This window comes from Bradyrhizobium sp. CCH5-F6 (assembly GCF_001556045.1).
Taxonomy (GTDB): domain Bacteria; phylum Pseudomonadota; class Alphaproteobacteria; order Rhizobiales; family Xanthobacteraceae; genus Bradyrhizobium.
Window position 1 is genome coordinate 21,361 of the sequence record NZ_LSIC01000174.1, and the last position, 26,077, is coordinate 47,437.

Annotated in this window: 24 protein-coding genes and 2 pseudogenes; 18 read left to right on the top strand and 8 right to left on the bottom strand. The window is 62.2% G+C overall.

What is annotated here, in order from left to right:
• Positions 1–164: 164 nt before the first annotated feature.
• From AX729_RS29415 to AX729_RS29430, 4 genes are all read left to right on the top strand, one after another.
• Entirely contained in the window at positions 165–524 is a 360-nt protein-coding gene (locus AX729_RS29415) for a PepSY domain-containing protein (RefSeq protein WP_061027686.1), read from the top strand.
• A 143-nt stretch (positions 525–667) separates the two neighbouring features.
• Positions 668–1,456, top strand: a complete 789-nt coding sequence (locus AX729_RS29420) for a COG4705 family protein (protein WP_061027687.1) — start codon at positions 668–670, stop codon at positions 1,454–1,456.
• A gap of 70 nt (positions 1,457–1,526) precedes the next feature.
• Positions 1,527–2,204, top strand: coding sequence for a winged helix-turn-helix domain-containing protein (locus AX729_RS29425; protein WP_061027710.1), 678 nt, complete (start codon positions 1,527–1,529; stop codon positions 2,202–2,204).
• Positions 2,191–3,615 (top strand): HAMP domain-containing sensor histidine kinase, encoded by a 1,425-nt coding sequence (locus tag AX729_RS29430; RefSeq protein WP_063817307.1) that lies wholly within the window; start codon positions 2,191–2,193, stop codon positions 3,613–3,615. Before AX729_RS29425 ends, AX729_RS29430 begins: the two co-directional genes overlap by 14 nt.
• A 355-nt stretch (positions 3,616–3,970) precedes the next feature.
• Here the strand turns inward: AX729_RS29430 and AX729_RS29435 are convergent, their stop codons facing one another.
• Positions 3,971–5,026 (bottom strand): HoxN/HupN/NixA family nickel/cobalt transporter, encoded by a 1,056-nt coding sequence (locus tag AX729_RS29435; RefSeq protein ID WP_061027689.1) that lies wholly within the window; start codon positions 5,024–5,026, stop codon positions 3,971–3,973.
• A 5-nt stretch (positions 5,027–5,031) separates the two neighbouring features.
• Positions 5,032–5,310 (bottom strand): metal/formaldehyde-sensitive transcriptional repressor, encoded by a 279-nt coding sequence (locus AX729_RS29440; RefSeq protein ID WP_061027690.1) that lies wholly within the window; start codon positions 5,308–5,310, stop codon positions 5,032–5,034.
• Between the two features lie 100 nt (positions 5,311–5,410).
• Between AX729_RS29440 and AX729_RS29445 the strand changes: the two genes are divergently transcribed.
• The 3 genes from AX729_RS29445 to AX729_RS29455 are packed head-to-tail and all read left to right on the top strand — an operon-like array spanning position 5,411 to position 10,168.
• Positions 5,411–5,692, top strand: coding sequence for a metal-sensing transcriptional repressor (locus AX729_RS29445; protein WP_061027691.1), 282 nt, complete (start codon positions 5,411–5,413; stop codon positions 5,690–5,692).
• Positions 5,693–5,706: 14 nt separating this feature from the next.
• Positions 5,707–6,927, top strand: coding sequence for an efflux RND transporter periplasmic adaptor subunit (locus AX729_RS29450; protein WP_061027692.1), 1,221 nt, complete (start codon positions 5,707–5,709; stop codon positions 6,925–6,927).
• Position 6,928: 1 nt separating this feature from the next.
• Positions 6,929–10,168 (top strand): efflux RND transporter permease subunit, encoded by a 3,240-nt coding sequence (locus AX729_RS29455; protein WP_061027693.1) that lies wholly within the window; start codon positions 6,929–6,931, stop codon positions 10,166–10,168.
• A gap of 747 nt (positions 10,169–10,915) precedes the next feature.
• Here the strand turns inward: AX729_RS29455 and AX729_RS41345 are convergent.
• Both AX729_RS41345 and AX729_RS29470 read right to left on the bottom strand, forming a co-directional pair.
• Positions 10,916–11,470, bottom strand: a pseudogene (locus tag AX729_RS41345) (DUF2127 domain-containing protein).
• 228 nt (positions 11,471–11,698) lie between these two features.
• The gene (locus tag AX729_RS29470) at positions 11,699–12,472 is read right to left on the bottom strand and encodes a COG4280 domain-containing protein (RefSeq protein WP_061027695.1); all 774 of its coding nucleotides are present in this window, start codon (positions 12,470–12,472) and stop codon (positions 11,699–11,701) included.
• A gap of 438 nt (positions 12,473–12,910) precedes the next feature.
• On the opposite strand from AX729_RS29470, the gene AX729_RS29475 reads away from it, so the two are divergent.
• A complete protein-coding gene (locus tag AX729_RS29475; protein WP_061027696.1) occupies positions 12,911–13,558 on the top strand; it encodes a tyrosine-protein phosphatase in 648 nt (215 codons plus the stop codon).
• A 464-nt stretch (positions 13,559–14,022) separates the two neighbouring features.
• Here the strand turns inward: AX729_RS29475 and AX729_RS39075 are convergent, their stop codons facing one another.
• A complete protein-coding gene (locus tag AX729_RS39075; protein WP_082770572.1) occupies positions 14,023–14,229 on the bottom strand; it encodes a DUF1344 domain-containing protein in 207 nt (68 codons plus the stop codon).
• 198 nt (positions 14,230–14,427) lie between these two features.
• Here AX729_RS39075 and AX729_RS29480 point away from each other — a divergent pair, with 198 nt between their 5' ends.
• The 8 genes and pseudogenes from AX729_RS29480 to AX729_RS40745 all read left to right on the top strand — a co-directional run bounded on the left by AX729_RS29480 (position 14,428) and on the right by AX729_RS40745 (position 21,921).
• The gene (locus tag AX729_RS29480; RefSeq protein ID WP_061027697.1) at positions 14,428–15,021 is read left to right on the top strand and encodes a hypothetical protein; all 594 of its coding nucleotides are present in this window, start codon (positions 14,428–14,430) and stop codon (positions 15,019–15,021) included.
• Positions 15,022–15,684 carry an ABC transporter ATP-binding protein gene (locus tag AX729_RS29485; RefSeq protein ID WP_061027698.1) on the top strand — a complete coding sequence of 221 codons (663 nt, stop codon included), beginning with the start codon at positions 15,022–15,024 and terminating at the stop codon, positions 15,682–15,684.
• Positions 15,677–16,369 carry an ABC transporter ATP-binding protein gene (locus AX729_RS29490; protein ID WP_061027699.1) on the top strand — a complete coding sequence of 231 codons (693 nt, stop codon included), beginning with the start codon at positions 15,677–15,679 and terminating at the stop codon, positions 16,367–16,369. The genes AX729_RS29485 and AX729_RS29490 overlap by 8 nt, the downstream gene beginning before the upstream one ends.
• A gap of 49 nt (positions 16,370–16,418) precedes the next feature.
• Positions 16,419–19,001 (top strand): ABC transporter permease, encoded by a 2,583-nt coding sequence (locus AX729_RS29495; RefSeq protein ID WP_245325448.1) that lies wholly within the window; start codon positions 16,419–16,421, stop codon positions 18,999–19,001.
• A gap of 570 nt (positions 19,002–19,571) precedes the next feature.
• Positions 19,572–19,691, top strand: a pseudogene (locus AX729_RS41350) (cation-transporting P-type ATPase); the annotation flags it as partial.
• A gap of 65 nt (positions 19,692–19,756) precedes the next feature.
• On the top strand, positions 19,757–20,434 hold the full coding sequence (locus AX729_RS40735; RefSeq protein WP_197433704.1) for an HAD-IC family P-type ATPase: 678 nt from the start codon (positions 19,757–19,759) through the stop codon (positions 20,432–20,434).
• Positions 20,383–21,327, top strand: coding sequence for an HAD-IC family P-type ATPase (locus tag AX729_RS40740; RefSeq protein ID WP_197433705.1), 945 nt, complete (start codon positions 20,383–20,385; stop codon positions 21,325–21,327). Before AX729_RS40735 ends, AX729_RS40740 begins: the two co-directional genes overlap by 52 nt.
• A gap of 207 nt (positions 21,328–21,534) precedes the next feature.
• A complete protein-coding gene (locus AX729_RS40745) occupies positions 21,535–21,921 on the top strand; it encodes a hypothetical protein (RefSeq protein ID WP_197433706.1) in 387 nt (128 codons plus the stop codon).
• 235 nt (positions 21,922–22,156) lie between these two features.
• Here the strand turns inward: AX729_RS40745 and AX729_RS40110 are convergent, their stop codons facing one another.
• From AX729_RS40110 to AX729_RS29515, 3 genes are read right to left on the bottom strand one after another with little or no spacing between them, the layout of a single operon-like run.
• The gene (locus AX729_RS40110) at positions 22,157–22,405 is read right to left on the bottom strand and encodes a hypothetical protein (protein ID WP_061027701.1); all 249 of its coding nucleotides are present in this window, start codon (positions 22,403–22,405) and stop codon (positions 22,157–22,159) included.
• Between the two features lie 18 nt (positions 22,406–22,423).
• Complete coding sequence (locus tag AX729_RS29510) at positions 22,424–23,257, bottom strand: nucleoside phosphorylase (protein WP_061027702.1); 834 nt, start codon at positions 23,255–23,257, stop codon at positions 22,424–22,426.
• Between the two features lie 21 nt (positions 23,258–23,278).
• Positions 23,279–23,947, bottom strand: coding sequence for an ArsR/SmtB family transcription factor (locus AX729_RS29515; RefSeq protein ID WP_061027711.1), 669 nt, complete (start codon positions 23,945–23,947; stop codon positions 23,279–23,281).
• A 74-nt stretch (positions 23,948–24,021) separates the two neighbouring features.
• On the opposite strand from AX729_RS29515, the gene AX729_RS29520 reads away from it, so the two are divergent.
• Both AX729_RS29520 and AX729_RS29525 read left to right on the top strand, forming a co-directional pair.
• A complete protein-coding gene (locus AX729_RS29520) occupies positions 24,022–24,762 on the top strand; it encodes an MBL fold metallo-hydrolase (RefSeq protein ID WP_061027703.1) in 741 nt (246 codons plus the stop codon).
• Between the two features lie 4 nt (positions 24,763–24,766).
• On the top strand, positions 24,767–26,059 hold the full coding sequence (locus AX729_RS29525) for an MFS transporter (RefSeq protein ID WP_061027704.1): 1,293 nt from the start codon (positions 24,767–24,769) through the stop codon (positions 26,057–26,059).
• The last annotated feature ends 18 nt before the right edge of the window (positions 26,060–26,077 follow it).

Genomic DNA, 26,077 nt, shown 5'->3' on the forward strand with positions numbered 1-26,077 from the left:
ATTTTAGGGGCCCGAGGCGGACCGCAAGTCGCGGCGCCCGTCGCGATATCCGGGCGATCATTACCAAAACGTATAGCGTCGGTCGAATTCAGGCAATGCTCTCCCGGTCATGGTTCGGCCTATCAGCGAAGCCTTCGCTTCGCGGCGGACGAAAGGAGACACCAATGCTCCGCACCAAACTTATGACCGCTATCCTGGCCGGTACTCTTGCCTCGGGCGCGATCGGCGGCTCGGTCGCGGCTTACGCCAAAAACCGCGATGCTCCGACCGACGAAGCGGCGGTCATGGCCAACGCCAAGGTCAGTATGGCAGAGGCCATGGCAACCGCAGAACAAGCGGTCGGCGGCAAGGCCGTCGGCTCGGGCATCGAGGATCAAGATGGTACCGTCTATCTCGAAGTGCAGGTCCTCAAGGGCGGCACCCGCCACAAGGTGCTGATCGACCCCCAATCGGGCAAGGTGGTGAAAACCGTCACTGCCGACAACGAGCAGAACGAGAACGGCCACGAAGGCGACGACGACTGATCTCGACGACTGGGGCCGCTACACGGCGGCTCCAGTTCCTTCCCCTCGCGCATCTTCTCGAATGTTTTTGACCGTCGTCTTGCGTGTCAAACGCGCGGGAGCCGTACGCAATTGGCAGCAATTCTTGAATAGGAGCCGATCCGATGCATGCAACCCAGCTGACCGCAAGCGCCATCTACAATCGCGTACCGAAGGTAACGGTCGACTTCTGGTTGATCAAACTCATGGCCGTGACCGTCGGCGAGACGGCGGCAGACTTCCTCAACGCAAATTTGGGTCTCGGCCTCTCGAAGACATCCTTGCTGATGAGCGGGCTCTTGCTCGCCGCGCTGATGGTGCAGTTTGCGCAGAAGAGATATGTCCCCTGGATCTACTGGGTGATCGTGGTTCTGGTCAGCATTGTCGGCACCCTGCTCACCGACAACCTTGTCGATCACCTCGGCGTCAGCCAAGAGGCCGCCAGCATCGGCTTCGCCATCGCCCTCGCGGCGACCTTCGCCGTATGGTATCTGGTCGAAAGGACGCTTTCCATTCATACCATCTACACCACCCGGCGCGAACTGTTTTACTGGCTGGCTATCTTGTTGACCTTCGCCCTCGGCACGGCCGCCGGAGACCTCGCCGCTGAAGGCCTGAACCTGGGCTATCTGCAGGCCGGGCTGATGTACGGCACAGTCATCGCCGTTATTGCATTCGGCTATTTCGGGCTGAAGATGAACTCCATCCTCGCATTCTGGCTCGCCTATATTGTGACGCGCCCGATGGGCGCATCCTTCGGCGATCTCCTGTCGCAACCGATCGGAAATGGCGGCTTGGAACTTGGCACCGTGATCACGAGCGCGGTGTTCCTGACCGTTATTGCCGGCGTGATAGTCTATATGACGCTCAGCCACGAGGGCGAGGAGGCCGTTCCGGTCGAGCGGCGCGTTTGACGACGCGCCGGCATTGTAGGATCGTACCTGATCGCGAGGCGGCGGGCTCATGCGATGGGAGATGCAGGCGATGCGTGTTCTTGTAATCGAGGACGACGCCGAGACGGGGTCCTATCTCAGGCGGGGCTTGCGGGAACAGGGTCACGTGGTGGACATCGCGACAAATGGTCGTGACGGTTTGTTCATGGCGACCAGCGAGGCCTACGATATCCTGATCGTCGACCGGATGCTTCCCCATCTCGACGGCCTCTCGGTGGTCAAGACGGCCCGTGCGACGGGACTCAAGACCCCAGTGCTCTTTCTGACAACGATGTCTGGCGTCGGTGATCGCGTCGAAGGCCTCGAGGCCGGCGCGGACGACTACCTCGTCAAGCCGTTCGCGTTTGCCGAGCTGTCGGCCCGGATCAATGCCCTGGCCCGACGGCCGCCAATGGCCCAAGTCGAGACCGTGTTGAAAGTCGCGGACCTGGAGATGGACCTGATCAGCCGAGAAGTGCGGCGCGCCGGTCTGGACATCGACTTACAACCCCGCGAATTCCGTCTGCTGGAGTATTTGATGCGCAATGCTGGTCGGGTCGTAACGCGCACGATGCTCTTGGAGAGTGTCTGGGATTTCCATTTCGATCCAAAAACGAACATCGTAGAAACTCACATTAGCCGGCTGCGGTCAAAAATCGATCGCGGTTTCGACACTGAGCTGATCGAGACGGTTCGCGGTTCAGGATACATTCTCCGTGCCCGCCCCTAGACTTTTTAGAAGCACGGGGTTCCGCTTCGCTCTGCTTCACACGGTCGTCTTCGTACTGTCCGTCTCTGTCATCGCCTGGGTTGCCGAAATCACGGTGACGTCCGCTCTTGAGCATCAGGCGCGGGACCGCATGGACGCGGAGTCTTCGTCGCTGCTGGCCGAATATCGGCGCCACGGCATGGAGGGCTTGCGCTCTACGATCGAGGAGCGATCTTCGGCCGCCAAGCGGCGTCTGCAGTATGCCATTGTCAATGCCGAAGGCCACGTCCTGATCGGTGAAAGCTATCTGGCTGAATTTGCCGCAACGTCGACCGCACGACCGAAGATCGTGCCTCGGTCCAATGGCGAAGACGCAACCGACCAGATCCTGGTGGGGTCGACTGCATTGGCAAACGGCTTGACGCTCGTCGTTGCCGACAATCTCGAAAGCGTCGAGGACGTCGAAGATGTGGTCCTGAATGGGTTTTTCATCGCGCTCGGCCTTGCACTCGTACTCGGTCTGGCGGCTGGGATCCTCTTCACCCGCTCGCTGCTCAAGCGGGTTGACCACGTCAGCCGGACTGCGGAAGCAATCATTGCCGGCGACTTGTCTCAGCGCATCGCCCTGACGGGCTCGGGCGACGACTTCGATCGGCTTTCCTCGACCTTGAACACGATGCTCGATCGCATCGCGGATTTGCTTGAGAGCCTGCGACAGGTCTCCAGCGATATTGCCCACGATCTCCGGACACCGCTCACTCACCTGCGCCAGCGCCTCGAGTCCGCCAAAGCGCGGGCGTGCTCGCCAGTCGATTATCAACATGCCATCGATCAGGCCATCGAGAACGCAGACCAGCTCCTCGAGACATTTTCGGCACTTTTGAGGATCGCGCAAATCGAGGCCGGGGCTCGACGCGCGTCGTTCCGTTTGGTCGATCTGGAGGAGGTCATGCGGACGGTTGCGGATGCTTACGAGCCGACAATCGAGGACGGCGGCCGAGCTTTGGAGCTGCAACTTGCCGACGAGCTTCCGATCCATGGCGACCGCGAGCTTCTGATCCAACTGTTTTCCAACCTGATGGAAAACGCGCTGCGGCATACACCGACGAAGACGCGTATCGTCATGCGCGGATTTCACTCGCGCGGCACAGTCATCGCGGAGGTCAGCGACGACGGTCCCGGCATCCCGGAACCCGAGCGAGATCGCGTGTTCCGGCGATTTTACCGCCTGGAGCGGAGTCGCACCACGGCGGGAAACGGCCTTGGACTTAGTCTGGTTGCTGCCGTTACCGACCTCCATCAAGCCGTGATCGAACTGTCCGACAACAAACCAGGTCTCAAGATCACGCTGCGATTTCCGGATGCGAGCTCTGGACCGGGTGCCGGACGCGAGAACGGCTTGGCCGTATCTTGCGTCTCTCACAGTGAATAAGCGAGGTCGACGCGCCTGACGCGACCTTCGGCCAGATGGCGAAGGAGGCTGGCATCCCGCCGTGTCGCAGAAAGGTAACGCCCTCGCAGTGAAGGTACTGCAGGTGCACTTCCCGCCAAGGTAGGTCACGAAGGAGTGGGCCGCGCCGGGCTTCGATGGGCATTTCGCAAGGACAGCCCGGCGTATGGAAGCGGGCAACTGGTCGATGCGATGTGGATTCCACGGCGGATCGGCGGCGATCTAAGCGCGTGCAACGCAAGGAGGGTGCGACGATCACGGCAATCAAGAGCAAGCGTGCGCTCATCCCTGGTCTCCTGCTTGACAACCAGGCTCCTTTCTCCGCGCTTCCTGCGCGTCACAAGACGAGTTCGTGCACGCCCATCCACCCCGTGTAGAGCCCGACGAGGACGATCAAGGCTGCAGACACATAGGGTGCCCGGTGGGCCAAGCGGCTGAAGCCGCGCCAGTGCCGCTCGACGTGTCGCAGGCTGAGGGCGGCAAGGACGCCGGCCGAGACCATGGTGATCGCGAGACCGATGCCGAAGCACAGCACCAGGACGAAGCCGAGGGTGAACTGCTTCAACTGGATGCAGAGTAGCAGCACGGTGATCGCCGCCGGGCAGGGGATCAGCCCGCCCGTCAGACCGAAGAGGACGATCTGAGCGGTCGTGACCGTGCGTCCCGCGAAGCGCTTACGGATATCGGCTGCATGTGTGCGCGCGTGCGCGTCGTCCTCTTCGCCGAGATCCATGTGGTCGTGATCTTGTTCCTCGAACAGAACCTCGGCCGTGTCGCCGGCGAGCGCGACATGCGCCTTGAACGCGTGCGGCTCCGGAATCTCACCGAGGCTCTCCAGGTATCCATCCTGGGTGGCAAACGCGAACGTCTGCTCGGCGCCGTCGCCGCGGACCGTCGTCACCCGGATGTCATCGGCGGGCGGCAGCGCGCCGCTTTCGCTCCGGATCCGCCACCGTGGGGGCGCGCCGTCTTCGAAGATCTCCAGCGACAGCGACTGCCCAGCCAGCGTGATCGATTGCGGCTCGTCGTGATGGTCATGCTCCTCGTTCTGCTCCCTCCAGGTGCGCCAGACCATCCAGCCAGCGATGCCGATGATGATGACGGCCGAAGCCAGTTGCAGGTACGCCTCACTGCGTTGCCCGGACAGTTCTTGGCCGAAGTGGAGGCCTGCGAGTGCGATTACCCAGACGATCGCGGTGTGGGAGATGGTTGCCGACAGTCCGAGGAGCACGGCCTGAAGGACGGTGCCCCTGATGGCGATGATGAATGCCGCCATCATGGTCTTCGAATGACCAGGCTCGAGACCGTGCAGTGCGCCGAGAAGGATCGCGCTGGGCACGAATAGCCATGCGTGTGCGCTGCTCTGTTGGACCAGCTGAGACAGGTCGGTCATTTGACTCACTTCAAGTACGTTCGGACGACCTCGATCAGGTCCGCGGCGCCCTTGGCCTTCTCCGGGTCCTTTTCGTGGGCGGGATCCACGACGTGATGGCGGATGTGGTCTTCGAGCAGTTCGGTGGTTAGACCTCCGACCGCGCCTCGGACCGACGCAACCAGCATCAGCACGTCGGCGCAGCCGAGCTCCGCCTCCAGCGCCCGCTCGACCGCGTCAAGTTGTCCCTTAATGCGCCGAACCCGGGCAAGCAGCTTTGACTTGTGTTTGATCGTGTGCGACATGCTTATAAGATAGGGGGGTATCCTATACTAGTCAACATCGGCGCATGGTTTCACCCATTCCGGATTAGAATATCCCCTCCCGAGGGACAGGATCACGAAGATGACAACGCAACACGTCCACGAAAGCCACACTCAGATTGTCAAGCGCTTGAAGCGCGCGGAGGGCCATCTTCGCCGCGTCATCGAGATGTTCGACGACGGCCGCTCCTGTCTAGACCTGGCCCAGCAGCTTCACGCGGTCGAAAAGGCGATCACCGAAGCGAAGCGGACGCTCATCCACGATCATGTCGACAACTGCCTCGACGTCGCGGCCAACGGTGGCTCCTTGAAGCCGACGAAGAACGTGCTCGCCGAGTTCAAAGCGATCTCGCGCTACCTCTGACCGGAAGTTCGCCGATGTCCTCTCGAAAATTCATTTGGACGCTAGTTCTCGCCGCCATAGTCGCGGCGGGCGTGTTCGCAGCCTGGGGGCCGGGCGCGTCGGCGGTGCGCAAGACGGTGGGCCTGGCTGTGGCGGAGCCGCCGCAGCAATCCAGACCGCAGGCGAAGGAGCGGAAGCCCGTCATCCGGATGGACGAAGAGCGGATCGCGCTGGCCAAGATCGAGCAGGCCAAGGCCGGCCCGGCGACGATGGCAACGAGACTGTCGGTCCCGGCTGTTATCGCGCCGGACGCCGATCGCGTCGCCCACGTGTCGGTGAAGCTGTCGGGAACCGTCGCCGAGCTCCGCAAGAACATCGGCGACGAGGTCGAGAAGGGACAGGTTCTCGGAGCGCTGGAGAGCCGGGAAGTCGCCGACGCTAAGAGCGAGTACATGGCCGCGCGACTGTCAAACGATCTGCAGCAGGATCTGGCGGCCCGCGACAAGACTGCTTGGGACAGCAGCAAGGCGATACCCGAGCAACAGTACATCAGGTCGCGGAACGCTGCCGCGCAGACGGCGATGCGTCTGGACATCGCGCGTCAAAAGCTGCTCGCGCTTGGCGTCGACGAGGGCGAAATTGCCGCGATTCCGCAGGCCCCGGAGGGGACGCTGCGGCTGCAGAACGTACGGGCGCCGATCTCCGGACGGGTGGTCGAACGCAAGGTCGAGCTCGGGACCGCCGTCGGAAGGGACAACCTTGAGACCGAACTCTTCGTGATCGTCGACCTCAGTCGCGTCTGGGTCGAGATGATGGTCAATTCGTCAGATCTGCCGTCGGTTCGGGAAGGCCAGAGCGTCGCGGTGTCGATCCGCGGCGGAAGCGGCGTCGGGACGGGCAAGGTCATCTTCGTTAGCCCGTTGCTGGACAAGGAAACGCGGGCGGCGCGCGTCGTCGCGGCTTTGGACAATCCGGATCGACTCTGGCGTCCCGGGTCGTTCGTGACGGCGGCCATCGCCGTGCAGTCCCGCCAGGTCCCGGTGACAGTGCCGGCGACCGCTGTCCAGACCGTGGATGGGCGCAAGGTCGTGTTCGTGCGGACCTCCGATGGGTTCGAGAAGCGGGACGTGGCGCTCGGCCGCCGCGACGATGGGATGGTTGAGGTGACCTCCGGTCTCGCCGCCGGAGAAACGATAGCGGCTTCCAACACCTTTCCCCTGAAGGCTGAACTCTCCAAGCCTGGCGACGAGGACTGAGATGATCGCGCGTATCGTCGAATTCTCCGTCCGGCGCCGCTGGCTGGTTCTGCTGGTAGTGCTGGTCGCTGCGGCGACCGGCCTCTGGTCGCTGACAAAGCTGCCGATCGACGCCGTGCCGGACGTGACCAACGTCCAGGTGCAGGTGAACGCGGTGGCGCCGGCGCTGACGCCGGTCGAGATCGAGAAGCAGGTCACGGTCGCGCTGGAGACGGCGCTGGCCGGCATTCCTGGCCTGGAGTCGACGCGATCGTTCTCCCGGAACGGCTTCGCTCAGGTAACCGTCGTCTTCGTGGACGGCACGAACATCTACTTCGCGCGGCAGCTCGTCGCCGAGCGCATCAACGACGCCAAATCCTCGTTGCCCCCGGGGGTGGAAGTGAAGATGGGGCCGGTCTCGACCGGCCTCGGCGAGATCTATTGGTGGGCGGTCGAATACGAAAAGCCCGGCGCCACGGCGCCCGTGCGTGATGGCAAGCCGGGCTGGCAGAGCGATGGCAGCTATCTCACGCCGGAAGGCGAGAGATTGACTGACGACTTTCGACGGACGGTCTACTTGCGGACCGTGCAGGACTGGATCGTCCGGCCGCAGATGAAGACGGTACCGGGCGTGGCCGGCGCCGACGCGATTGGCGGATTCGTGAAGCAGTATCAGGTGCAGCCGGATCCAGCGAGGCTCGTCGGCTACGGGCTCTCGTTCAAGCAAGTCATCGAGGCGATCGAAGCGAACAACGCCAGCAGGGGCGCCAACTACATCGAGCAGAATGGCGAGGGTTACGTGGTCCGCGCCGCCGGGCGCGTTGAGAACGTCGAAGACATCGGACAGATCGTGGTCTCGACCCGAAACGGGGTTCCGGTCCGGATCAACGACATCGCCGACGTCACTATCGGTAAAGAGCTGAGAACCGGCAGCGCCAGCGTCGATGGACGCGAGGTGGTGCTCGGAACGGCCCTCATGCTGATAGGTGGGAACAGCCGCACCGTTGCTGCCGCTGCGGACGCCAAGATCAAGGAGATCGGCAAGACGCTGCCGCCGGGCATCCACGCCCGGACGGTGCTCAACCGCACGCAACTCGTCGACGCAACGATCCACACCGTCGCGACCAACCTGGCCGAAGGTGCTTTGCTGGTGATCGCAGTGCTGTTCCTGATGCTGGGTAACTTCCGCGCGGCCCTGATCACTGCGTGCGTCATCCCAATCACCATGTTGCTGACCGCAACGGGCATGCTGCGGGGGCACATCAGCGCGAACTTGATGAGCCTCGGCGCACTTGACTTCGGCCTGATCGTCGACGGTGCCGTGATCATCTGCGAGAACAGCCTCAGGCACCTCGCCGAGCGGCAAGTCGCCCTGGGACGGGTCTTGAGCCGCGACGAACGCCTTAAGACGGTCTCCGATTCCGCTGTGGAGATGATCCGGCCGACCGTCTACGGTCAGCTCATCATCATTTTCGTCTACGTCCCGTTGCTCGCCTTCACGGGCGTGGAGGGCAAGACGTTCGAGCCGATGGCCCTGACTGTGATGATCGCGCTGGCGACTGCCTTCGTGATCTCCCTGACCTTCGTCCCGGCTGCGACCGCGATCGCCCTCACCAAGCCGGTAAGGGAGAGCGAAAACTTACTCGTTCGCTGGCTGAAGGACGTCTACGCTCCGATCCTGGCGCGCAGTATCGCCAGTCCCGGCCTGGTCGTCACGTCGGCCGCTGTGCTCTTTGCGGCCTCGCTGCTCCTGTTCTCCCGCCTGGGGCAGGAATTCACGCCGACCCTCGACGAGAAGAACATCGTCATGGAAGTGAAGCGCGTGCCGAGTACGGCGCTGGCCCAGTCGCAGGCCATGCAGCTCGAGATCGAGAAGGTGATCAGCAAGTTCCCGCAGGTGGCGTTCGTGTTCTCCCGCACAGGTACACCGGATCTGGCGGCCGATCCGATGCCGCCGAGCGCGTCGGATACTTACATTATCGTCAAGCCGCAAAACGAATGGCCGGACCCCGCGATGACGAAGGACGATCTTATCCAGGCCATCGAGGCGGAGGCGACCAAGCTTCCCGGCAACAAGGTCGGCTTCTCGCAGCCGATCGAGATGCGTTTCAACGAACTGATTGCGGGGGTCCGGGAGGACCTCGGCGTCAAGGTGTTCGGCGACGACTTCGCGGACATGCAGCGTACGGCAGCCCGCATTGCGGACGTCCTGCGGAAGATCGATGGCGCCGAAAACGTGAAGGTCGAGCAGACCACCGGACTGCCGTTCCTTGACATCAAGATCGACAAGGCCGAAATCGCAAGGCGCGGCCTCAATCTCGCAGACGTCCAAGACCTGATCGAGACCGCTATCGGCGGGCGCGCAGCGGGGCTGGTGTTCGAGGGGGATCGGCGCTTCCAGATCGTAGTTCGGCTGAACGACGCGCTGCGCGGCGACATTTCCGCGCTTGAGAACCTCCCGGTGCCGTTGCCGCATTCGAATCCGACCGCACCGGCGGCGACCGTACCCCTGCGTGCGGTCGCGTCGTTCGAGCAGACCGAAGGGGCCAACCAGATCAGCCGAGAGAACGGCAAACGGCGCGTCGTCGCCACCGCAGAGGTCCGCGGGCGGGATATCGGATCGCTAGTCACCGAAGCGCAGGAAAAGGTCGCGGAAGGGGTGAAGCTGTCCCCAGGAAGCTACTTGGCCTGGGGCGGACAGTTCGAGAACTTCTCGGTCGCGCGCCAGCGGCTCGCCATCGTCGTCCCCGGATGCTTCGCGATGATCTTCCTGCTGCTCTTTGGGGCGCTCGGGTCGGCACGCGATGCGCTACTGGTTTTCAGCGCCGTGCCGCTCGCCCTGACCGGCGGAATTGCGGCTTTGTGGCTGCGCGGCATGCCGTTTTCCATATCCGCAGCTGTCGGCTTCATCGCATTGTCCGGTGTAGCCGTGCTCAACGGTCTGGTGATGTTGACCCAGATTCGGTCGCTGATCGAGCGAGGGGTGGCGCCTGTCCGGGCGATCCGCGACGGAGCCCTGACACGCTTTCGCCCCGTCGTCATGACAGCTCTCGTGGCCTCGCTCGGCTTCGTGCCGATGGCGCTGGCAACAGGGACGGGCGCGGAAGTGCAGAAGCCGCTTGCCACGGTCGTCATCGGCGGATTGCTGACGGCGACAGTACTCACGCTTGTGGTACTACCAGCACTCTACGCAAGGTTCACGAGGCGACAGCAGATTAGTTCTGTTCTTGAACGAAGTGGAATGCCTCGGGCGGCCGAATGATCGGGCACAGGCCAATTTCTTCGGCCTTGGTCCCACATCGGAGGGCATCTTAGTGGCCTCCGCGCCCCACTCAGTTCGGTAGTCACGCGCACACCCTCTAGGGCCCTTCGTGGGCAGGCGACTAGTGAATTCTGCCGCGCCCGACTTCCCCGCAAGCGCTCGTGTACGCCGGCATCGGCTGCAGGTCCGGGAATGCTCATGCATTTTGGGCGTGCCCTCCCCTTCGTCGGCCATGAGCCGGCACGTCGCGGCACATATGTCGAGCATCCTGCAGATCATCTCCTCGTCGGAGGCCGTCTGGCGGGGTCGCAGATGTTGGCACAGTCCAAGCGCACTCGGCTAGATGTGGGTCATTGAAAGCCTCCTGTCATACCGGCTGTTGTCCACATCGATAGTGCTGATAGAGCCTGCGACGCTCAATCCTTTGCCAGCTTTGAGCAGGTTCTTTGTCGTCGCAAGATTTGCCTGTGCCACTTTCACTCTGGCGAGGGCCGGCAGGAGTGGTCCTTGCCCTAAATCGTCGATCTTGAAGCGCGGTTCGCCGGCCGCCACTAATGCCGGAAACCGACACTCCGATGGGCGATATTTCCCGTGCCTGCCTCGACGATCCCCGCGCCGGCGAAATAGGACTCAAAGGATACCTTTGGCGGTGAGACAGCAGCTAGGGCGATGCGCGGCGATTGATTGCCCTGAATCACTGAGGCACCTGGCAACGGCAAGGCCGGCGACTGCATGAATTGTCCGGGGCTATGGGCCGATCGCTGCATGATGCTTTTGCAAATAGCGGTACTCGTGCCATGTCAACCAAATCACGACTACATCCAATAGCGTGATCAGCAAGAGCCAGACCGAATGGGTATGGGTAAATCTGTAGAGCTGATAGAGAATGAAGGACACAAATACGACAATTGCCGCTGGGTAATATCACAGCTTTTGGCGCAGCAGTCCGGCAATGAGTAGGGCTTTGGTTATTCCGTGGCTGAGCAGATACATCGACGCGAAATTTTGGGTGTCCAGCGAGAAGCTGTGTGCCGTCTGGAGCAGATAGCGCACGACGACGTCGCCAGGATCTTCGGTCAGCTCTTCGCGGGTTATTGCAAGGATGGCGCTCAAAAGGAACTGCTGGCTGACGAAATGCGCGGTGATGCCAGCGAATATCTCCAGTAGAGCGAAGACGTCCTTGATCGTGAGGCTAATCCGAAATGCGAGGCGAAGGTTCTTTTCCTGAAATGGATTGCTCATCAACCGGTAAGTCCAATTGCATCGATCTACTAACCTCGAAGGCGATTGCTCACTCAGCATTGGTATTCGTTCGTCTCCGTGAGCGATGGTGTCGCGCCGCCAGCATAATATTTGTGAGCAGTATCGCAATGCATCCGACGAACAGGATTGGGGCGTTCCAGCCGCCGAATGTTATCCAATGCGGAAGAACGGACCCGGCGCCCACACACCAGATCACAAGCGTACCAGCGAGGCTGCCATCATCGACGAACAACCGCCAAAGCTGGCGCAGCACGCCAGAAAGAGAACTCATTTGTTGGCTCCGGATGGCACGGTCGCCCGCCGAGCGAGTTGCGCCCCGACCAGCGATGTCGTGAGGAGCAACGCGAACATCGGGATCAGCGCAAGATCGCGACCCGGCCACTCAAAGCCGAGTCCTTCGCCGACCCAGAAAACTCCGAACCCGGAGATCAAAATGCCAACGGCAAATTTGAGGGCGTTCTCCGGGACACGAGATAGCGGCCGATGCAAGACGATACCGAGAGCGATGACCAGAACGCACGCAGCGGCGGCTCCAACGCTCGCCGGTATCAGCGCATTGCCGGGAGCACCGACTGCAAGGACGATGAAGACCACTTCGGTGCCTTCGAGCACGACGGCCTTGAAAGTCGTCCCGACCGCAATCGGGTCGAGCATGATGGTGGCCATCGGCCCGGCGGAGCGGAGTTGGATGACTTCCGAGGAGAAAGCCGCGATTTCGTCGTGCAGCGGGATAATGCCTGCCGCTCTGAGGATTGCCTTGCGCAGCCACCGCATCCCGAATAGCAGCAACAAGAATCCGATTACCAACTGAAGAATCTCGATTCGTATCTGTCCCAGTAATGGCCCGAGCAGGACAATCATCGCGGCGAGAAGCACGGTGCCGGCTGCCGTGCCAACAAGTGCAGGGCGCCATCCGCGCACAATTCCGACCGCCAGCACGATGGTCAGCGCTTCGACGAATTCGACAAGCGAGGCGAGGAATGCCGCCAAGAAAGAGGGAGCCGAATGGGTCCAGGTATGTAAGGTGGCGGCGACGGGCATGGAACGTTACGCGTGATTGTGAACTCGGCCTCTGCCGAGCCCGACCAGCCTGCTCAGCCTACGATGCTCGGCCCTCAACATATACACGCCAGCTCCAGCGTATGTCCCGACCGCGGCAGTTCGAATCAGATTACGGATTCGTATAGTTTCGGCAAAATCCCGGAGAGCTTGCGGCCCGTATGCTCGGCCATGGCGAATCACCGGTAGCCGGCTGAACACCAATGAACAAGGGAAGCGCGCGGCTTGCCTTGGTTTGGTCGAGTCCGTCGGATTTACATCCGGGCCAATGCTGGCCCGGGGGGCCTATCGGCTTGGCTCGTCGCCGACGATCATCGCCTTTTGCGTCACAACCCAGCCCGCGATCGCGCCTGTTTTCATCCGAGTCGGGCTCTGCCCGATGACAAGTCGAGTGATTCCAGTTGCCCCCCAAAAAATCTCATGACTGAATCAGACGCCATTATCACCTCAAATCTCTGGTGGGCTTGCCGTCGTACCGCGAACATCGCAGCCCTCACCATGCTGCTGCTCATCGTGACGTCTATCGCGTCCTATTGCGGTATCATCCAGCTGTTGGGCAACGTTCATGTCGTAGAAGACGGACAACTTTACCGCTCGGCGCAACTTAACAAGAGCCAGTTTGAGCGGGTAATCAACGAGTACGCGATAAGGTCGATCTTAAACCTACGAGGGGATAATTCTGATACATCCTGGTACGACGACGAAATCGCTATCTCTCGAAGCATGAGCGTAACGCACTTTGATTACGGCATTGGAGCGCGCCGTCTTGTCACATCACAGCAGATCCATGAAATTCTCAAAATCGTTCGCGACGCCCCCAAGCCACTCCTCATTCACTGCCAAGGCGGCGCTGACCGATCGGGTCTGGTGGCGGCTCTTTACGTCGCCGAAGTGGAAGGCAAATCGGCCGATGAAGCTGCTCAACAGCTTTCGCTGGTCTACGGGCATTTTCCCTATCTCCTGAGCAAGACAAATGCGATGGACAATAGCTTTTGGGAGTATGTTGAGGCGCATCGCTCATCCCGGCGGTCGCGCCAGCATACGAAAGCGGCAGGACCGGGCCGTTAAAACTGACGGGCCGTGGTCAGCTTGCTATCGCTCTTTGCGGTCTTGTTGCGTTCGTCAACCGGGGTTGTTCGTGTCGCCGTTTCTGCATTTGTCATCGTATTCTCTGAGGGTCGAGCCCCAGCATGTGCCGCGGCCCATTTCTCATTTCCTCATCGCTACCCCGATCATCTTCGGCGCTGCGGTACTCGAAGTCCGAAAGATGGGGCATCAAGACGCGGGCGGCATTCACCGGACTGGCAATCGCATCGGGAGCACTCGCCGGCGCGATTGCCTTACTTTCGGACTGGGTATTGATGCGGTTTTCGTGTCACACGATTCCCAGGCGCTAAATCCTTTTGCCTATTACTGCTGGGCCTTCGGACTCACAGCGCTGACCCTTTTGGCATTCGCAGCGTGATCGCTCTGTCCACCAACGGGCAGGTTACTTCGCCTTGACCAGGGAAGAGGCTCGATTCTGATTGTGACTAGAAGAAAATTTGATCCTGACCTTCTCTCCAACTTTTCACAGATTCAGCCTCGATGCCTTCGGGCAACGAATAGGTCGTCCCGTCACTCAATGTGATGGAATCCGATCTCGTATTCACGCTGCGGACAGTTCCAGTAGTTTCGGCCGCTTGGGCATTCGTCGCCGCGACGGCTGCAATTGCCGTTGCCAAGAGAAATTCACGCATAGCGCGTCACTCCGTTGCGTCGCCCCCGATCAACACACGTACCAGAATAAGACGGATTTGTGCTCGTTCACACGACCGAACCTCACCCGGGTAGCGATCTGAGATTACAAATTCGTATAGTCCCGGCGAAATCCCGGAGAGCTCGCGTTCTCTATGCTCGGTCATGGCTTACCAACCGATGGTCGACGGGAGATATCAATGAAGAAGGCAGCCGCGTGGCTCGCGATAGGCTTGGTCTCGAGTCCCATCGGAGTTGCACCCATGCCGGGATTGGCGCAGGGAGCGACGCCCCTGCCGGCACGCGAGAACCCGATTAAGCCGGAGAAGAACCCACCAGGCGACATTCCCGACAATCAAGTCTTCATCGACTATCAGTCACCGCTTGGGTTCACGATCAAGGTTCCGGAAGGGTGGGCGCGGCGTGAAGCATCCGATAGCGTTGTTTTCAGCGACAAATACAACACCATTGAACTCACCGTCGCACAGCGCGCCGGATCGATCGATTTGAACAATGTGAAGCAGAAGGAGGTCGCCGACCTGGAGCGATCCGGCAAGGCGGTTCGTGTCTCGAGCGTCAAGCCGACCTCACTGCCATCGGGCAGTGCGATCGTCGTTTCCTACGGGTCGAATTCCGAGCCAAACGCGGTGACCAACAAGGCGGTTCGCCTTGAGAACGAGCGCTACTTCTTCTGGAAGGACGGCAAGCTCGTCACCTTGACGCTGTCGGCTCCTTTCGGGGCAGACAATGCCGATCAGTGGCTACTGATGGCCAAGAGCTTCAGGTGGCGCTAGATGACTGTCCTCGAAGCCATCGACCTCTACCGCTTCTTCCATACCCGCGAGTCCGAGACCCTCGCTCTGCGCGGTGTCAGCCTCTGGATTGAAGCCGGCGAGATGGTGGCGCTGATGGGGCCATCGGGCAGCGGGAAATCGACCCTGCTTGCTTGCCTCGCGGGCCTCGATGAACCTGATGGCGGTCACGTCGAGCTGCTCGGTGAGCGTCTGACGCGGCTTCCCGAAGCAGAGCGAGCGAAGCGACGAGCCGCAAGTGTTGGCGTGTTGATGCAGTCGAGTAACCTGTTCCCAACCTTGTCCGTTGGCGACAACGTCAAATTGCCGATGCTGCTGGCACGCAGGAAAGATCCTGCGTGGGCAGAAAAACTGTTGCGGAGTGTCGGCATCGCAGAGCGATGGGGCGCTCGTCCCGGGCAATTGTCGGGCGGCGAATTGGCGCGAGCAGGCCTTGCCGTCGCCCTGGCGGCCCGCCCGCGTGTGCTCCTGGCGGACGAACCGACAGGAGAGGTCGATGCCGCCACCGAAGGATTTATTCTCGATTTCTTGAACGAACAACGGCAGGCGGGAACAGGCATTCTGGTCGCAACGCACAGCCGACCGCTCGCCGACCGAGCCGATCGAATTGTCCAACTTCGGGATGGGAGGGTCGTCGATGCCTGACCTTCTTATCGAAGGGGCCGCCGTGACGCGTCGCTTCCAGCAGGGAAATATGGATGTCTATGCCCTACGGCCAGCATCCTTCCAGGTCCGTTCGGGCGACCGCATTGCGCTGCTTGGCCCCTCGGGAAGCGGAAAATCCACCCTTCTTCACCTCATGGCGGACCTCGATCGCCCAAGCACCGGCCAACTGACGTGGCCGGCCCTCGGCCCAAGTGGTGCACTGCGCCCCAAGCATATCGGCATGGTGTTTCAGGCACCGAGTCTCATCCCAACCCTCAGTGCGGTTGAGAATGTCGAGGTCCCCTTGCGCCTGGTCGGAGGCGTATCGAGAGGACCAAGGAAGGTAGCCATGCACATACTGGAGGAGCTTGGCCTTGCAGCGGTCGCCGACAAGCTGCCCGACGAATTGTCGGGTGGCCAAGCGCAGCGCGTGGCACTTGCGAGGGCGGTCGTCCTCAAACCTCGGCTCGTCCTGGCCGACGAGCCGACCGGCCAATTGGATCAGCCGACCGCACGCCAAACCATCGAGACCTTGCTCAATTCAATCGATGGGAGCGATGCCGCACTTGTCATCGCAACCCACGATCCCATGGTTGCGGAACGGATGAAAGTTACCTGGCTTATGGACCACGGGACCCTTCGGGCACCGCAGATAGGGTGTGCAAATGATCAGGCTGTGGCTTAAGGGGCTTGTCGCCGCGCGATCGGGCCGTCTTCTGGCGGCGGTTGCGGGAGTGGCGCTGACCGTGGGGCTGCTGGGCGCGCTGGGGGCGTTCATCGTCGCCTCCTCGGAGAGCATGGAGCGGCGTGCGGTGGCCGGCGTGCCCGTCGATTGGCAGGTCCTGATCGCTCCGGGGGCAGACGTCTCAGCCGTCACCAAGGCGGTCGGCGAGGCTGCGACCACCACGGCGCTCGCACCGGTCGGCTATGCCGACAGCGCCGGCTTCGCGGCCACGACCGGCGATACCTCTCAGACGACGGGACCGGGCAAGGTGCTCGGTCTTGAGGCGGGCTATCGCAATCATTTTCCAGATCAAATTCGCTCCATTCTCGGCTCAGCGGACGGCGTTCTGATCGCCTCGCAAACGGCCGCCAATCTTCACGTCGCTCCGGGCGATACCGTTACGATCGACCGGATCGGTGCGGCACCGGTCGACGTGACGATCGCCGGCGTCGTCGCACTGCCGAACGCCGACTCGATGTTCCAGGCGATCGGCCTTGCCAAGGGCATTGCTCCTCAGGCGCCGCCGGATAACGTCCTGCTCATGCCCATGGCCGAGTGGCAGGCCATCTTTGATCCACAAAAGGCGGCTCGGCCCGACACGGTGAAGACCGAAATCCATGTCCAGCTCGCACGCAATGCTTTGCCACCCGACCCGAGCGCCGCGTTCATCCAGGCACAGCGGATGGCAAATAATCTCGAAGCCAGAGTTGCCGGCAGCGCCGTCATCGCCAACAACCTTGCCGCGCGGCTCGACGGCGTGCGTGCTGACGCGCTCTATGCCCGGGTGTTGTTTCTCTTTCTCGGAGTTCCCGGCATCGTCCTTGCTCTCCTGGTTACGTTTGCGGTCGCGGCGTCCGGCTCTGATCGCCGCCGCCGCGAGCAGGCATTGCTCCGGATACGTGGGGCATCCTTGTTGCAGGTCTTGGGCTTAGCCGGGACCGAAGCCGCAGCGATCGGACTGCTGGCGATCGTGCTAGGTCTTGCTCTTGCTGGCACAACGGCAATTGCCTGGTGGCATCTCGCAAGCCTTGGTCTCGCAATCCCGTGGTTCGCGTTGGCCGCTGGCGTTGGTTTTGTTCTCGCCATGGCAGCCTTCCTGGTGCCCGCCTGGCGCGACGCGAAGCTCTTGACGGTATCGGCGGCGCGCCTCGACGCGAATCAGCAGTGCATCCCGCTCTGGCAACGCCTTTATCTGGACCTTGCCTTCATCATCCTGGGTGCCATCGCCTTCTGGAGCACGGCGAAGAGCGGCTATGAGATCGTCTTGGCGCCTGAAGGTGTTGCGCAGACCTCGGTGCACTACGAGGCGTTTCTCGCGCCACTGTGCTTGTGGCTCGGCCTCGGTCTCTTGTCGGTACGATTATACAGCCTGATGCTTGGACCCGGCCGGCGTGCTCTTGCCGTCGCAATAGCGTCACTGTCCTTCGATCTCTCTCCGCTTGTCGCTGCCTCGTTGTCCCGCCAGCGCGTGCGCATTGCGCGCGGAAGCGCACTGGTCGCGCTTGCATTCGCGTTCGCCACGGCCACCGCGATTTTCAACACGACCTATAATGCCCAGTCCCACGTTGATGCGGAACTGACCAATGGCGCGGACGTGACGGTCACCGGAACGTCAGCCCATCCGGCAGGTGCCTTGCTGAAGGACCTGCAAGCCATTCCCGGAGTCGTCGCAGCCGAGCCGATGATGCACCGCTTCGCCTATGTCGGCTCCGACCTGCAGGACCTGTTCGGAATCAACCCCGCCCATATCGGGAAGGCGACCACGATCTCGAACGCGTACTTTGCGGGCGGGAACGCCGCCAAGACCCTCGCCCTTCTGGCCGAGACGCCCGATGGCGTCCTGGTCTCGCAGGAGACCGTCAACGATTTCCAACTGCAGCCCGGAGATCGATTGAACCTCCGGCTGCAAAGTGCCGCTGATCATCAATATCACGTCGTGCCATTCCTGTTTATAGGGGTCGCCCGGGAGTTTCCGACGGCTCCGAAGGATTCCTTTCTTGTAGCCAACGCGAACTACATCGCAGAGAAGACCGGATCAAACGCGGCCGAGGTGGTCCTGATGCGGACCTCAGCGAATGCCGAGAGTGTTGCGCCGGCAGCGCGCCAAACCGCTGCGTCACTGCCGGGCATGAAGGTCACAACCCTCGGAGAAACCCAGGCCATCATCAGTTCGAGCCTGACGGCAATCAATCTGGAGGGCCTCACCACCCTCGAGCTCGGATTTTCCGTCTTGATGATCGTGGGCGTCACCGGGTTGATCATGGCGCTGGGTCTCGCTGAGCGGCGACGCAATTTTACAATACTCACGGCGCTGGGTGCGCGACCGGGTCAGCTTGGCGTTTTTCTATGGAGCGAAGGCCTGTTGGTCGTCATCGGAGGCGCGATATTCGGCATCGTGGCTGGTTTTGGTCTTGCCGAGGCGCTGGTCATGATCCTAACCGGCGTATTCGATCCGCCTCCGGAAGCCCTTTCCATTCCCTGGTCTTACTTGGCGCTGGCCGTCGCGACGGCACTCGCCTGCGGTGCCGCCGCCATAGGCGGCGCGCAGGCACTCTCCAGTAAGCCCGATCTTGAAGCCCTGCGTGGCGGCTGAGGCTGAGGTCAGGCTGAAGGAGCATCAGTGCCCATCGACCTCACCTTCTCAGAGCTGACCGTTCGGATGCTTCTCCGGCACGTTGGCGCAGGCCATTTCTTTTCTGGCTAGATGGAATTGCGTCGGTATCTGCGATTCCGCTGGATCCTCCGTCGGCCGCCTTGCATAGTTTGATAGGCGGCCTAAGGATTTGACTTTAAGTCTAGCTTTAAGGTGACGTAGCGAATGCAGGTTAATGTGTTGGGCACCGAGCGCTGGCGGCGGTGGAGTACGGCGAGAAGGTTCGCGCTCGAAGAGACCTTGCCGGCTGGTGAGAGGGGTTTGCTGCGTCGCGCGTCGGCACGGAGCGGCTCACAGCATGCGGTTCACTGAGCCCGCCGAGGTCGACTGGGCGGATATTCCGGTGCCAGCTCTCGTTCGCCTCGAGATCCTTGTGCGCATGGGGAAGGTCCGCGCCTTGGCAGCACCGTTCGGTACCACCTTCGCCGACGGCGGAAGTTGATGAGAATCAATGGGTCGCAGAAGCGGCCGAGGCAAGTTTCCGCATGCGCCGAACCCACTTGGAGCCGCATGATCCATGGGAGTGGTCGAAAGAGAGATCCGGGACACCTCGGAGCCCCTGGTCTGACATCAGCCGAGGCCGCGCAGCGGCTGGCCCAGTTCGGCCTCAACTCCATCCCGGAGAAAGCCGAGCCGCGCTGGCTGGCCTTTCTCGCCAAATTCTGGTCGCCGATCCCGTGGCTGCTCGAAGCCCGATGGTCCTCGAGATCTGGCGCGGCCGAGAAGTCGAGGGTGCAGCGATCGCCGGGCTCCTCCTCTTCAATGCGACGCTTGGCTTTACGCAGGAAAGCCGCGCAGGTCGCGCGCTGGCGGCGCTCAAAAAGCGGCTGGCTCCCACCGCGCTCGCGCTGCGCGACGGCAAATGGACCCGAATTTCGGCGTTCGATCTGGTGCCAGGCGACGTCGTGTCGCTGGCGCTCGGCGCCGTGGTGCCCGCAGATGCTCGGGTTGCGTCCGGATCTGCGCTGGTCGACCAGTCGATGCTGACCGGCGAGCCGGTTCCGGTTGAAGCCGTCGCCGGCGGGGCAGTCTATGCCGGCAGTCTCGTTCGCCGCGGGCTGGCAACCGCCCAGGTTACGGCCACAGGAGCGAAGAGCTATTTCGGGCGGACCGCGGAATTGGTGCGCGTCGCGAAAGCCGAAGGCACCGAGCAGGCGGCGGTCCTTGCCGTGACCCGTAATCTCTCGCTCATCAACGGCGGCGTGGCGCTTCTCATCATCGCCGCCGGATATGTCATGGCGCTCCCGCTCTCGGAGCTGATCCGGCTCGCTTTGACCGCGCTGCTCGCGACCATCCCGGTCGCTTGCCTGCGACGTTCACCTTGTCCGCCGCTTTCGCCGCTCAGGCACTCGCCAGACGAGGCGTGCTGCTGACTCGCTTGTCGGCGGCGCATGAGGCCGCTGCCATGGATGTGCTGTGCGCCGACAAGACCGGAACTCTCACCCGTAACGAGATCGCGGTCGCCGAGGTCGTTACCTTTCCCGGCTTCAGCCGCGATGACGTGCTGGCGCTGGCCGCCCAGGCGAGCGCAGCCGCCGACCCGGATCCAATCGACAGCGCGATCTGGACAGCCGCACGGGAGCGAAGCGCAAGTTCGCTCGGCCGGCCAATCCGCTTCGTCCCGTTCGATCCAGCCACCAAGATGTCGGAGGCCGTGACTGCCGTGGCCGACGGGCCCGAGCGCCGCATCGTCAAGGGCGCGTTCGAAGTAGTATCGCGCATCGCGAAGGTTCCTGAGACCGCCCGGCAGTCGGTTGATCTGCTTGCAGGTCAAGGCCACCGCGTGATTGCGGTTGCTGCTGGCGATTCAGGCTCTTCGCTGCAACTCGCCGGGCTCATCGCACTCAGCGATCCACCGCGCGCGGAGGCCCGGTCCTTCATCGCCGATCTGCGCGACATGGGCGTGCGCACTGCTATGGTCACGGGTGATTCCGCGACAACCGGCGCTGCCATCGCCCGCGCCGTCGGAATTGAAGGCGGTCTCTGTCCAGCCGACAGCCTCACTGAAGACATGAGCACAGACGTGCTCGGCGTGTTCGCTCGCGTCGTGCCCGAGCAGAAATTCAAGCTGGTGGAGGCGCTGCAGGGCCACGGGCACGTGGTCGGCATGTGCGGCGATGGGACGAATGACGCACCCGCGCTTCGGCAAGCGCAGATCGGGATTGCAGTAGCGTCGGCAACGGGCGTGGCCAAGGCGGCAGCCGGAATGGTCTTGACCGAGCCGGGGCTCGCCGGAATCGTGTCTGCCGTCCGGGGGGACGGATAGGCTTCCAGCGGCTCCTGACCTACGCCTTCAACATGCTGGTCAAGAAAGTCGAGATCGTGCTGTTCCTGGCGACGGGACTGGCACTCACGGGAAACGCGCGATCCTGACGCCGGCGCTGATGGTGCTTCTGTTCCTGACCAACGATATTCTCAGCATGTCGCTCACCACCGACCGCGCCATGCCAGCCTCCTTCCCAGCGTTTGGCGCATGGGCAGCATCACGCGCGTAGCTGTCTTGGTCGGCGCTTGCAAGCTCGCGTTCTCCACGTCGATCCTTGCGTTCGGAAAATTCCGACTCGGTCTCGCCCAGGGCGAGCTGCAGACACTCGCGTTCGCAACCCTGGTATTCGGGAATCAGGCCGTTCTCTACTCTTTGCGCGAGCGCAGGAGCATGTGGAATTCCAAGCCCGGAAAGTGGGTGCTTGCGTCGTCCGCGGCGGACGTCGCGGTCATTTCAGGGCTCGTCCTGACCGGCACATTGATGTGGCCGCTGCCGTGGCAATTCGTCGTGGGGCTGTTCGTTGCGGCAGCGGCGTTTGCGCTGCTGCTGGATCGCATCAAATTGCTCGCCGCAGCCGTCACCAAGGTCGAGTGACCTGTTCGGACAGCATCGGAAATGCCCGCCCTCTCGAAGTCGGGCATCTCCGTCAGAGTGGCACGGTCGTAGCCCAGTTCCTCTCCTTGGGCTTTGACTTGCATCCCGCCGCCGATGGTGAATCCAGTCCAGACGTTCCATTGCGACCTTCGAGGCTCGCCGTAGCCGTCCATCGCGAGGGGCCACCGACGATCTAGTAGTGTCCTGAACCCAGAAGTTCGCAATTCGCGTCGTGTTATACCGGGGCATTGTAACCGCAGAAGCGCTCGATGGAAGCAAAGATATCATCGGCTGACTTGCTCCATTGGAACGGTCTGGGATCGGCGTTGTGTCGTTCGATGAACGAGGTGATGTCCGCCCTGAGGGCGGCGACACTCCGATAGACGCCGCGCCTGATCTTCTTATCGGTAAAGAGCGCGAAGAAGCGATCGGCCTGATTGAGCCACGACGAATTGGTCGGGTTCAGGTGCACATGCCAAAGCATTCTCAATTCTACAGCTATTCAACTTGCTGTTCGAGTCGCCGACCAGCCGCGAGCCGCAGCGGCGACTACCGCAAGCGTCGCTTTCGCTCCGTCAGCCTCGCCCTTTTCGAAGTCGCCCACCGTCTGCGCCATCGTATTCGTGACGTGCGCGAAACAGACGACGGGACGGCCGCTCGTCGCGCTGAACGCATAGAGAGCCGCGGCTTCCATCTCGACGGCGAGCGCGCCCAGATCGTGTGCCCGCGCGATCGCGGCCTCGGTTTCGCGGTAAGGCGCATCGGTGGTCCACGTTGCGCCCCGATGCAGGGTGATGCCGGGCAGATCCCGTCCGGCCTGCTCGACACGCGCGAGAAGCGGCGCGTCAGGTGCTTCGGCGAATGTGGAGCCCGGTAGATAATGGTAGCTCGTCCCCTCGTCGCGCAGCGCGCGGTCGATCAGGACGAAGTATGGCGTCGGCCCGATCGGCGTGATTTGTCCGGCTGAGGTGACGCTGACGAGCAGCCGGCAACCGGAAGCAAAGAGCTGCTCGGCGACCAGCACGGCGAATGGTGCGCCGACGGCGCAGCCGACGATGCCGACTTCGCCGATGCCGTCGAGATCGAAGGCAAGAAGCTCGGTGTGATAGCAGGCCCAACCTTCATGGATCCGGCCGGCGCCGGTCCCCTTGAGGTGGCGGACGACATCACCGTCCGGATCGAGCACGCAAATTTCGGGGACAGCGACGAGCGGCAACTGCCTCTGCCGGCGCGCCTCCCTCAAAAGGGCTTCGGGCCGAAACACCGAGGGCGTGTTGTGGTCCTTGACGCTGACAATCGGCCAAGCGGGTTCTGCGCGATAAGGCTTATCATCCATGATGCACCAGGTCCGCTTGACTCAAGCGACGGATTCGACCGGCAGGCCGGCGGCTTTCCACTCGGGATAGCCGTCCTCGAGCCGACGGACGCAATAGCCTCGCGTCCGGAGCGCTGCGACGGCTTCGAACGAAAGGACGCAATAGGGGCCGCGGCAGTAGGCGATCACCTCGCGGCCCTTCGGAAGTTCGCCGAGGCGTCGTTCCAGTTCGGCAAGCGGGATGTTGAGCGCGCCCGGCAGATGGCCAAGAGCGAACTCGTCTTCGGGACGGACATCGAGCACGGTGACGAGATCGTCGTGCAACCTTGCGACGAGATCATCTCGCGAGACCGGCTCGAGCGCGTCGCGGGCGTGGAAATAGTCGGTCACGACGCGGCCGATCTCGGCGATATTTCGCTCACCGACTCGACCCAGGGCCTTCATCAGCGCGACCACTTCGGCCTCGCCGGCCAGGCGGTAGAGGACGTGTTTGCCGCGGCGCTCCGTCTCGACGAGGCGCGCGCGCCTTAGGATCTGCAAATGGCGGGAGGTGTTGGCGAATGTCAGATGCGCGCGGGCCGACAGCTCCTCGACGCTGCGCACCCCCTGGGCGAGGTGCTCCAACAGCTCAAGCCGATGCGGATGGCCCAATGCCTGCGCCACCTCGGCGAGATTCTCATAGATCGCATGTTTGGGCCCGGTACTTGACACGGCAGCTCCTGAATATATCATTCAGCAGATCGATTGAATGTTATCTAGTCGCTCTTAGAGAGGAGTGCAAGCCCATGATCCTCCGCCAGTTCTTGCATAGCGATCCCGTCGGCATCTCCTACCTCTTCGGCTGCGGCGGCAAGGCAACCTGCGCGGTCGTCGATCCAGTCGGCGATATCCAGCCCTATCTTCAGGCTGCCGACAATGCCGGCATGCGCATTCACTACGTGATCGATACGCATGTTCATGCCGACCACCTCTCGGCGGGCCGGGCGCTCGCGGACGCAACGGGGGCGGCCTACGTGCTCTCGTGGGCCGCCGGCGTGTCGTTTCCGTTCAAAGCTGCAGGCGACGGCGAGGTCCTTTCGCTCGGCAACGTCACGGCAACGGTTCTCCACACGCCGGGTCACACACCCGAGCACATCTGCATTCTTGTGACCGACCGGACGCGCGCTGACGAACCTTGGTTCGTCCTGACTGGCCACACCCTGATGGTCGGCGATCTCGGCCGCACGGAACTCGCCGCCAGCGCCGAGGAAGGCGCAAAGCAACTGTTTCGCAGCGTACGCAAGCTGAAGGGCCTGCCGGACTACCTTGAGGTACTGCCCGGCGCCTATGCGGGTTCGGTCTGCGGTCGCCGGCTGAGCGGCAAGCCCTGGTCCACGATCGGCTTCGAGAAGCGGCACAACCAGGCCTTCATGATCGAGGATGAAGCCGAATTTGTCCGGTTCATGGTCGCCGAGATTCCGGCGGCGCCGCCGGAAGCCGCGAAGATCAGAGCGGCCAATTCAGGCGTCACTGCCGCGGCGGCCTGATGCCATGAACAAAGAGTTAGCCGCCCCACAAGGCGCGCCTTCCGTCCGGTTGGGATTGAAGGAAAACTGGCCGCAGTTCGCTCTCCTCGTCCTGATCAACGCCTTCGTGGGCGGGATGGTCGGGATCGAGCGAACCGTCGTGCCGCTTATCGGCGCCGAAGAGTTCAAGATCGGCTCGACGACACTTGTCGTCTCCTTCATCGTCAGCTTCGGCGTCGTGAAGGCGTGCGCCAACCTGATCTCCGGCCAACTCGCCGACAAGTGGGGGCGCAAGCGGGTTCTGATCCTCGGATGGCTCGTCGGCCTTCCGGTGCCCTTCATGATCATGTGGGCGCCAAGCTGGGAATGGGTCATCGCCGCCAATGCTCTTCTGGGCATCAACCAGGGTCTTGCCTGGTCGATGACCGTGATCATGAAGATCGATCTCGTCGGGCCGAAGTCGCGCGGCCTGGCCGTGGGCCTGAACGAGTTCGCCGGCTATCTCGCAGTCGGCGTGACCGCCTACCTTACCGGCTATCTTGCGTCGGAGTACGGACTGCGGCCGACGCCGATCTATCTCGGCATTGCCTATGCGATTCTCGGCGCGGCGCTCTCGATCCTGCTGGTCCACGATACGCGGGAGCACGTCCGACTGGAAACAGCAGCCCATACGCTGCAATCGGCCCCAATCAGCTTCCGCGAGATATTCCTTCTCACTTCGTTCAGGGATCGCAACCTGTTTGCAGCGTCACAGGCCGGCCTCGTCAACAATCTCAACGACGGCATGAGCTGGGGAATCTTTCCGCTGTTCTTCGCGTCGTTCGGCCTCCACGTCGATCGGATCGGCATCTTGAAGGCCGTCTATCCGGCAACATGGGGCATTCTTCAGATCGTTACAGGTCCATTGTCCGATCGCTGGGGCCGCAAAGGCTTGATCGTCGCTGGCATGTGGGTGCAGGCCGCGGGCCTGTTCCTGACGGCGGCGACAAGCCGTTTCGAATGGTGGCTCGTCGGCAGCCTGTTGCTCGGACTTGGCACGGCCATGGTGTACCCGAGCTTGATCGCCGCCGTGTCCGACGCCTCGCACCCAAGCTGGCGCGCGCGCTCGCTCAGCGTCTACCGCTTCTGGCGCGATCTCGGCTACGCGATCGGAGCGCTGTCGGCCGGCCTCATCGCGGACAGATTCGGACTTTCGGCGGCGATCGTTTCGATCGCCGCCCTGACGTTCCTTTCCGGCGCTGTCGTGGCGGTGTTCATGCGGGAGCGTACGGCGGGTTCGGTTGACCTCGCGCAACAAGCGAGCCGACCGGCGGAATAGGCTGTTCTTCTTCAATGA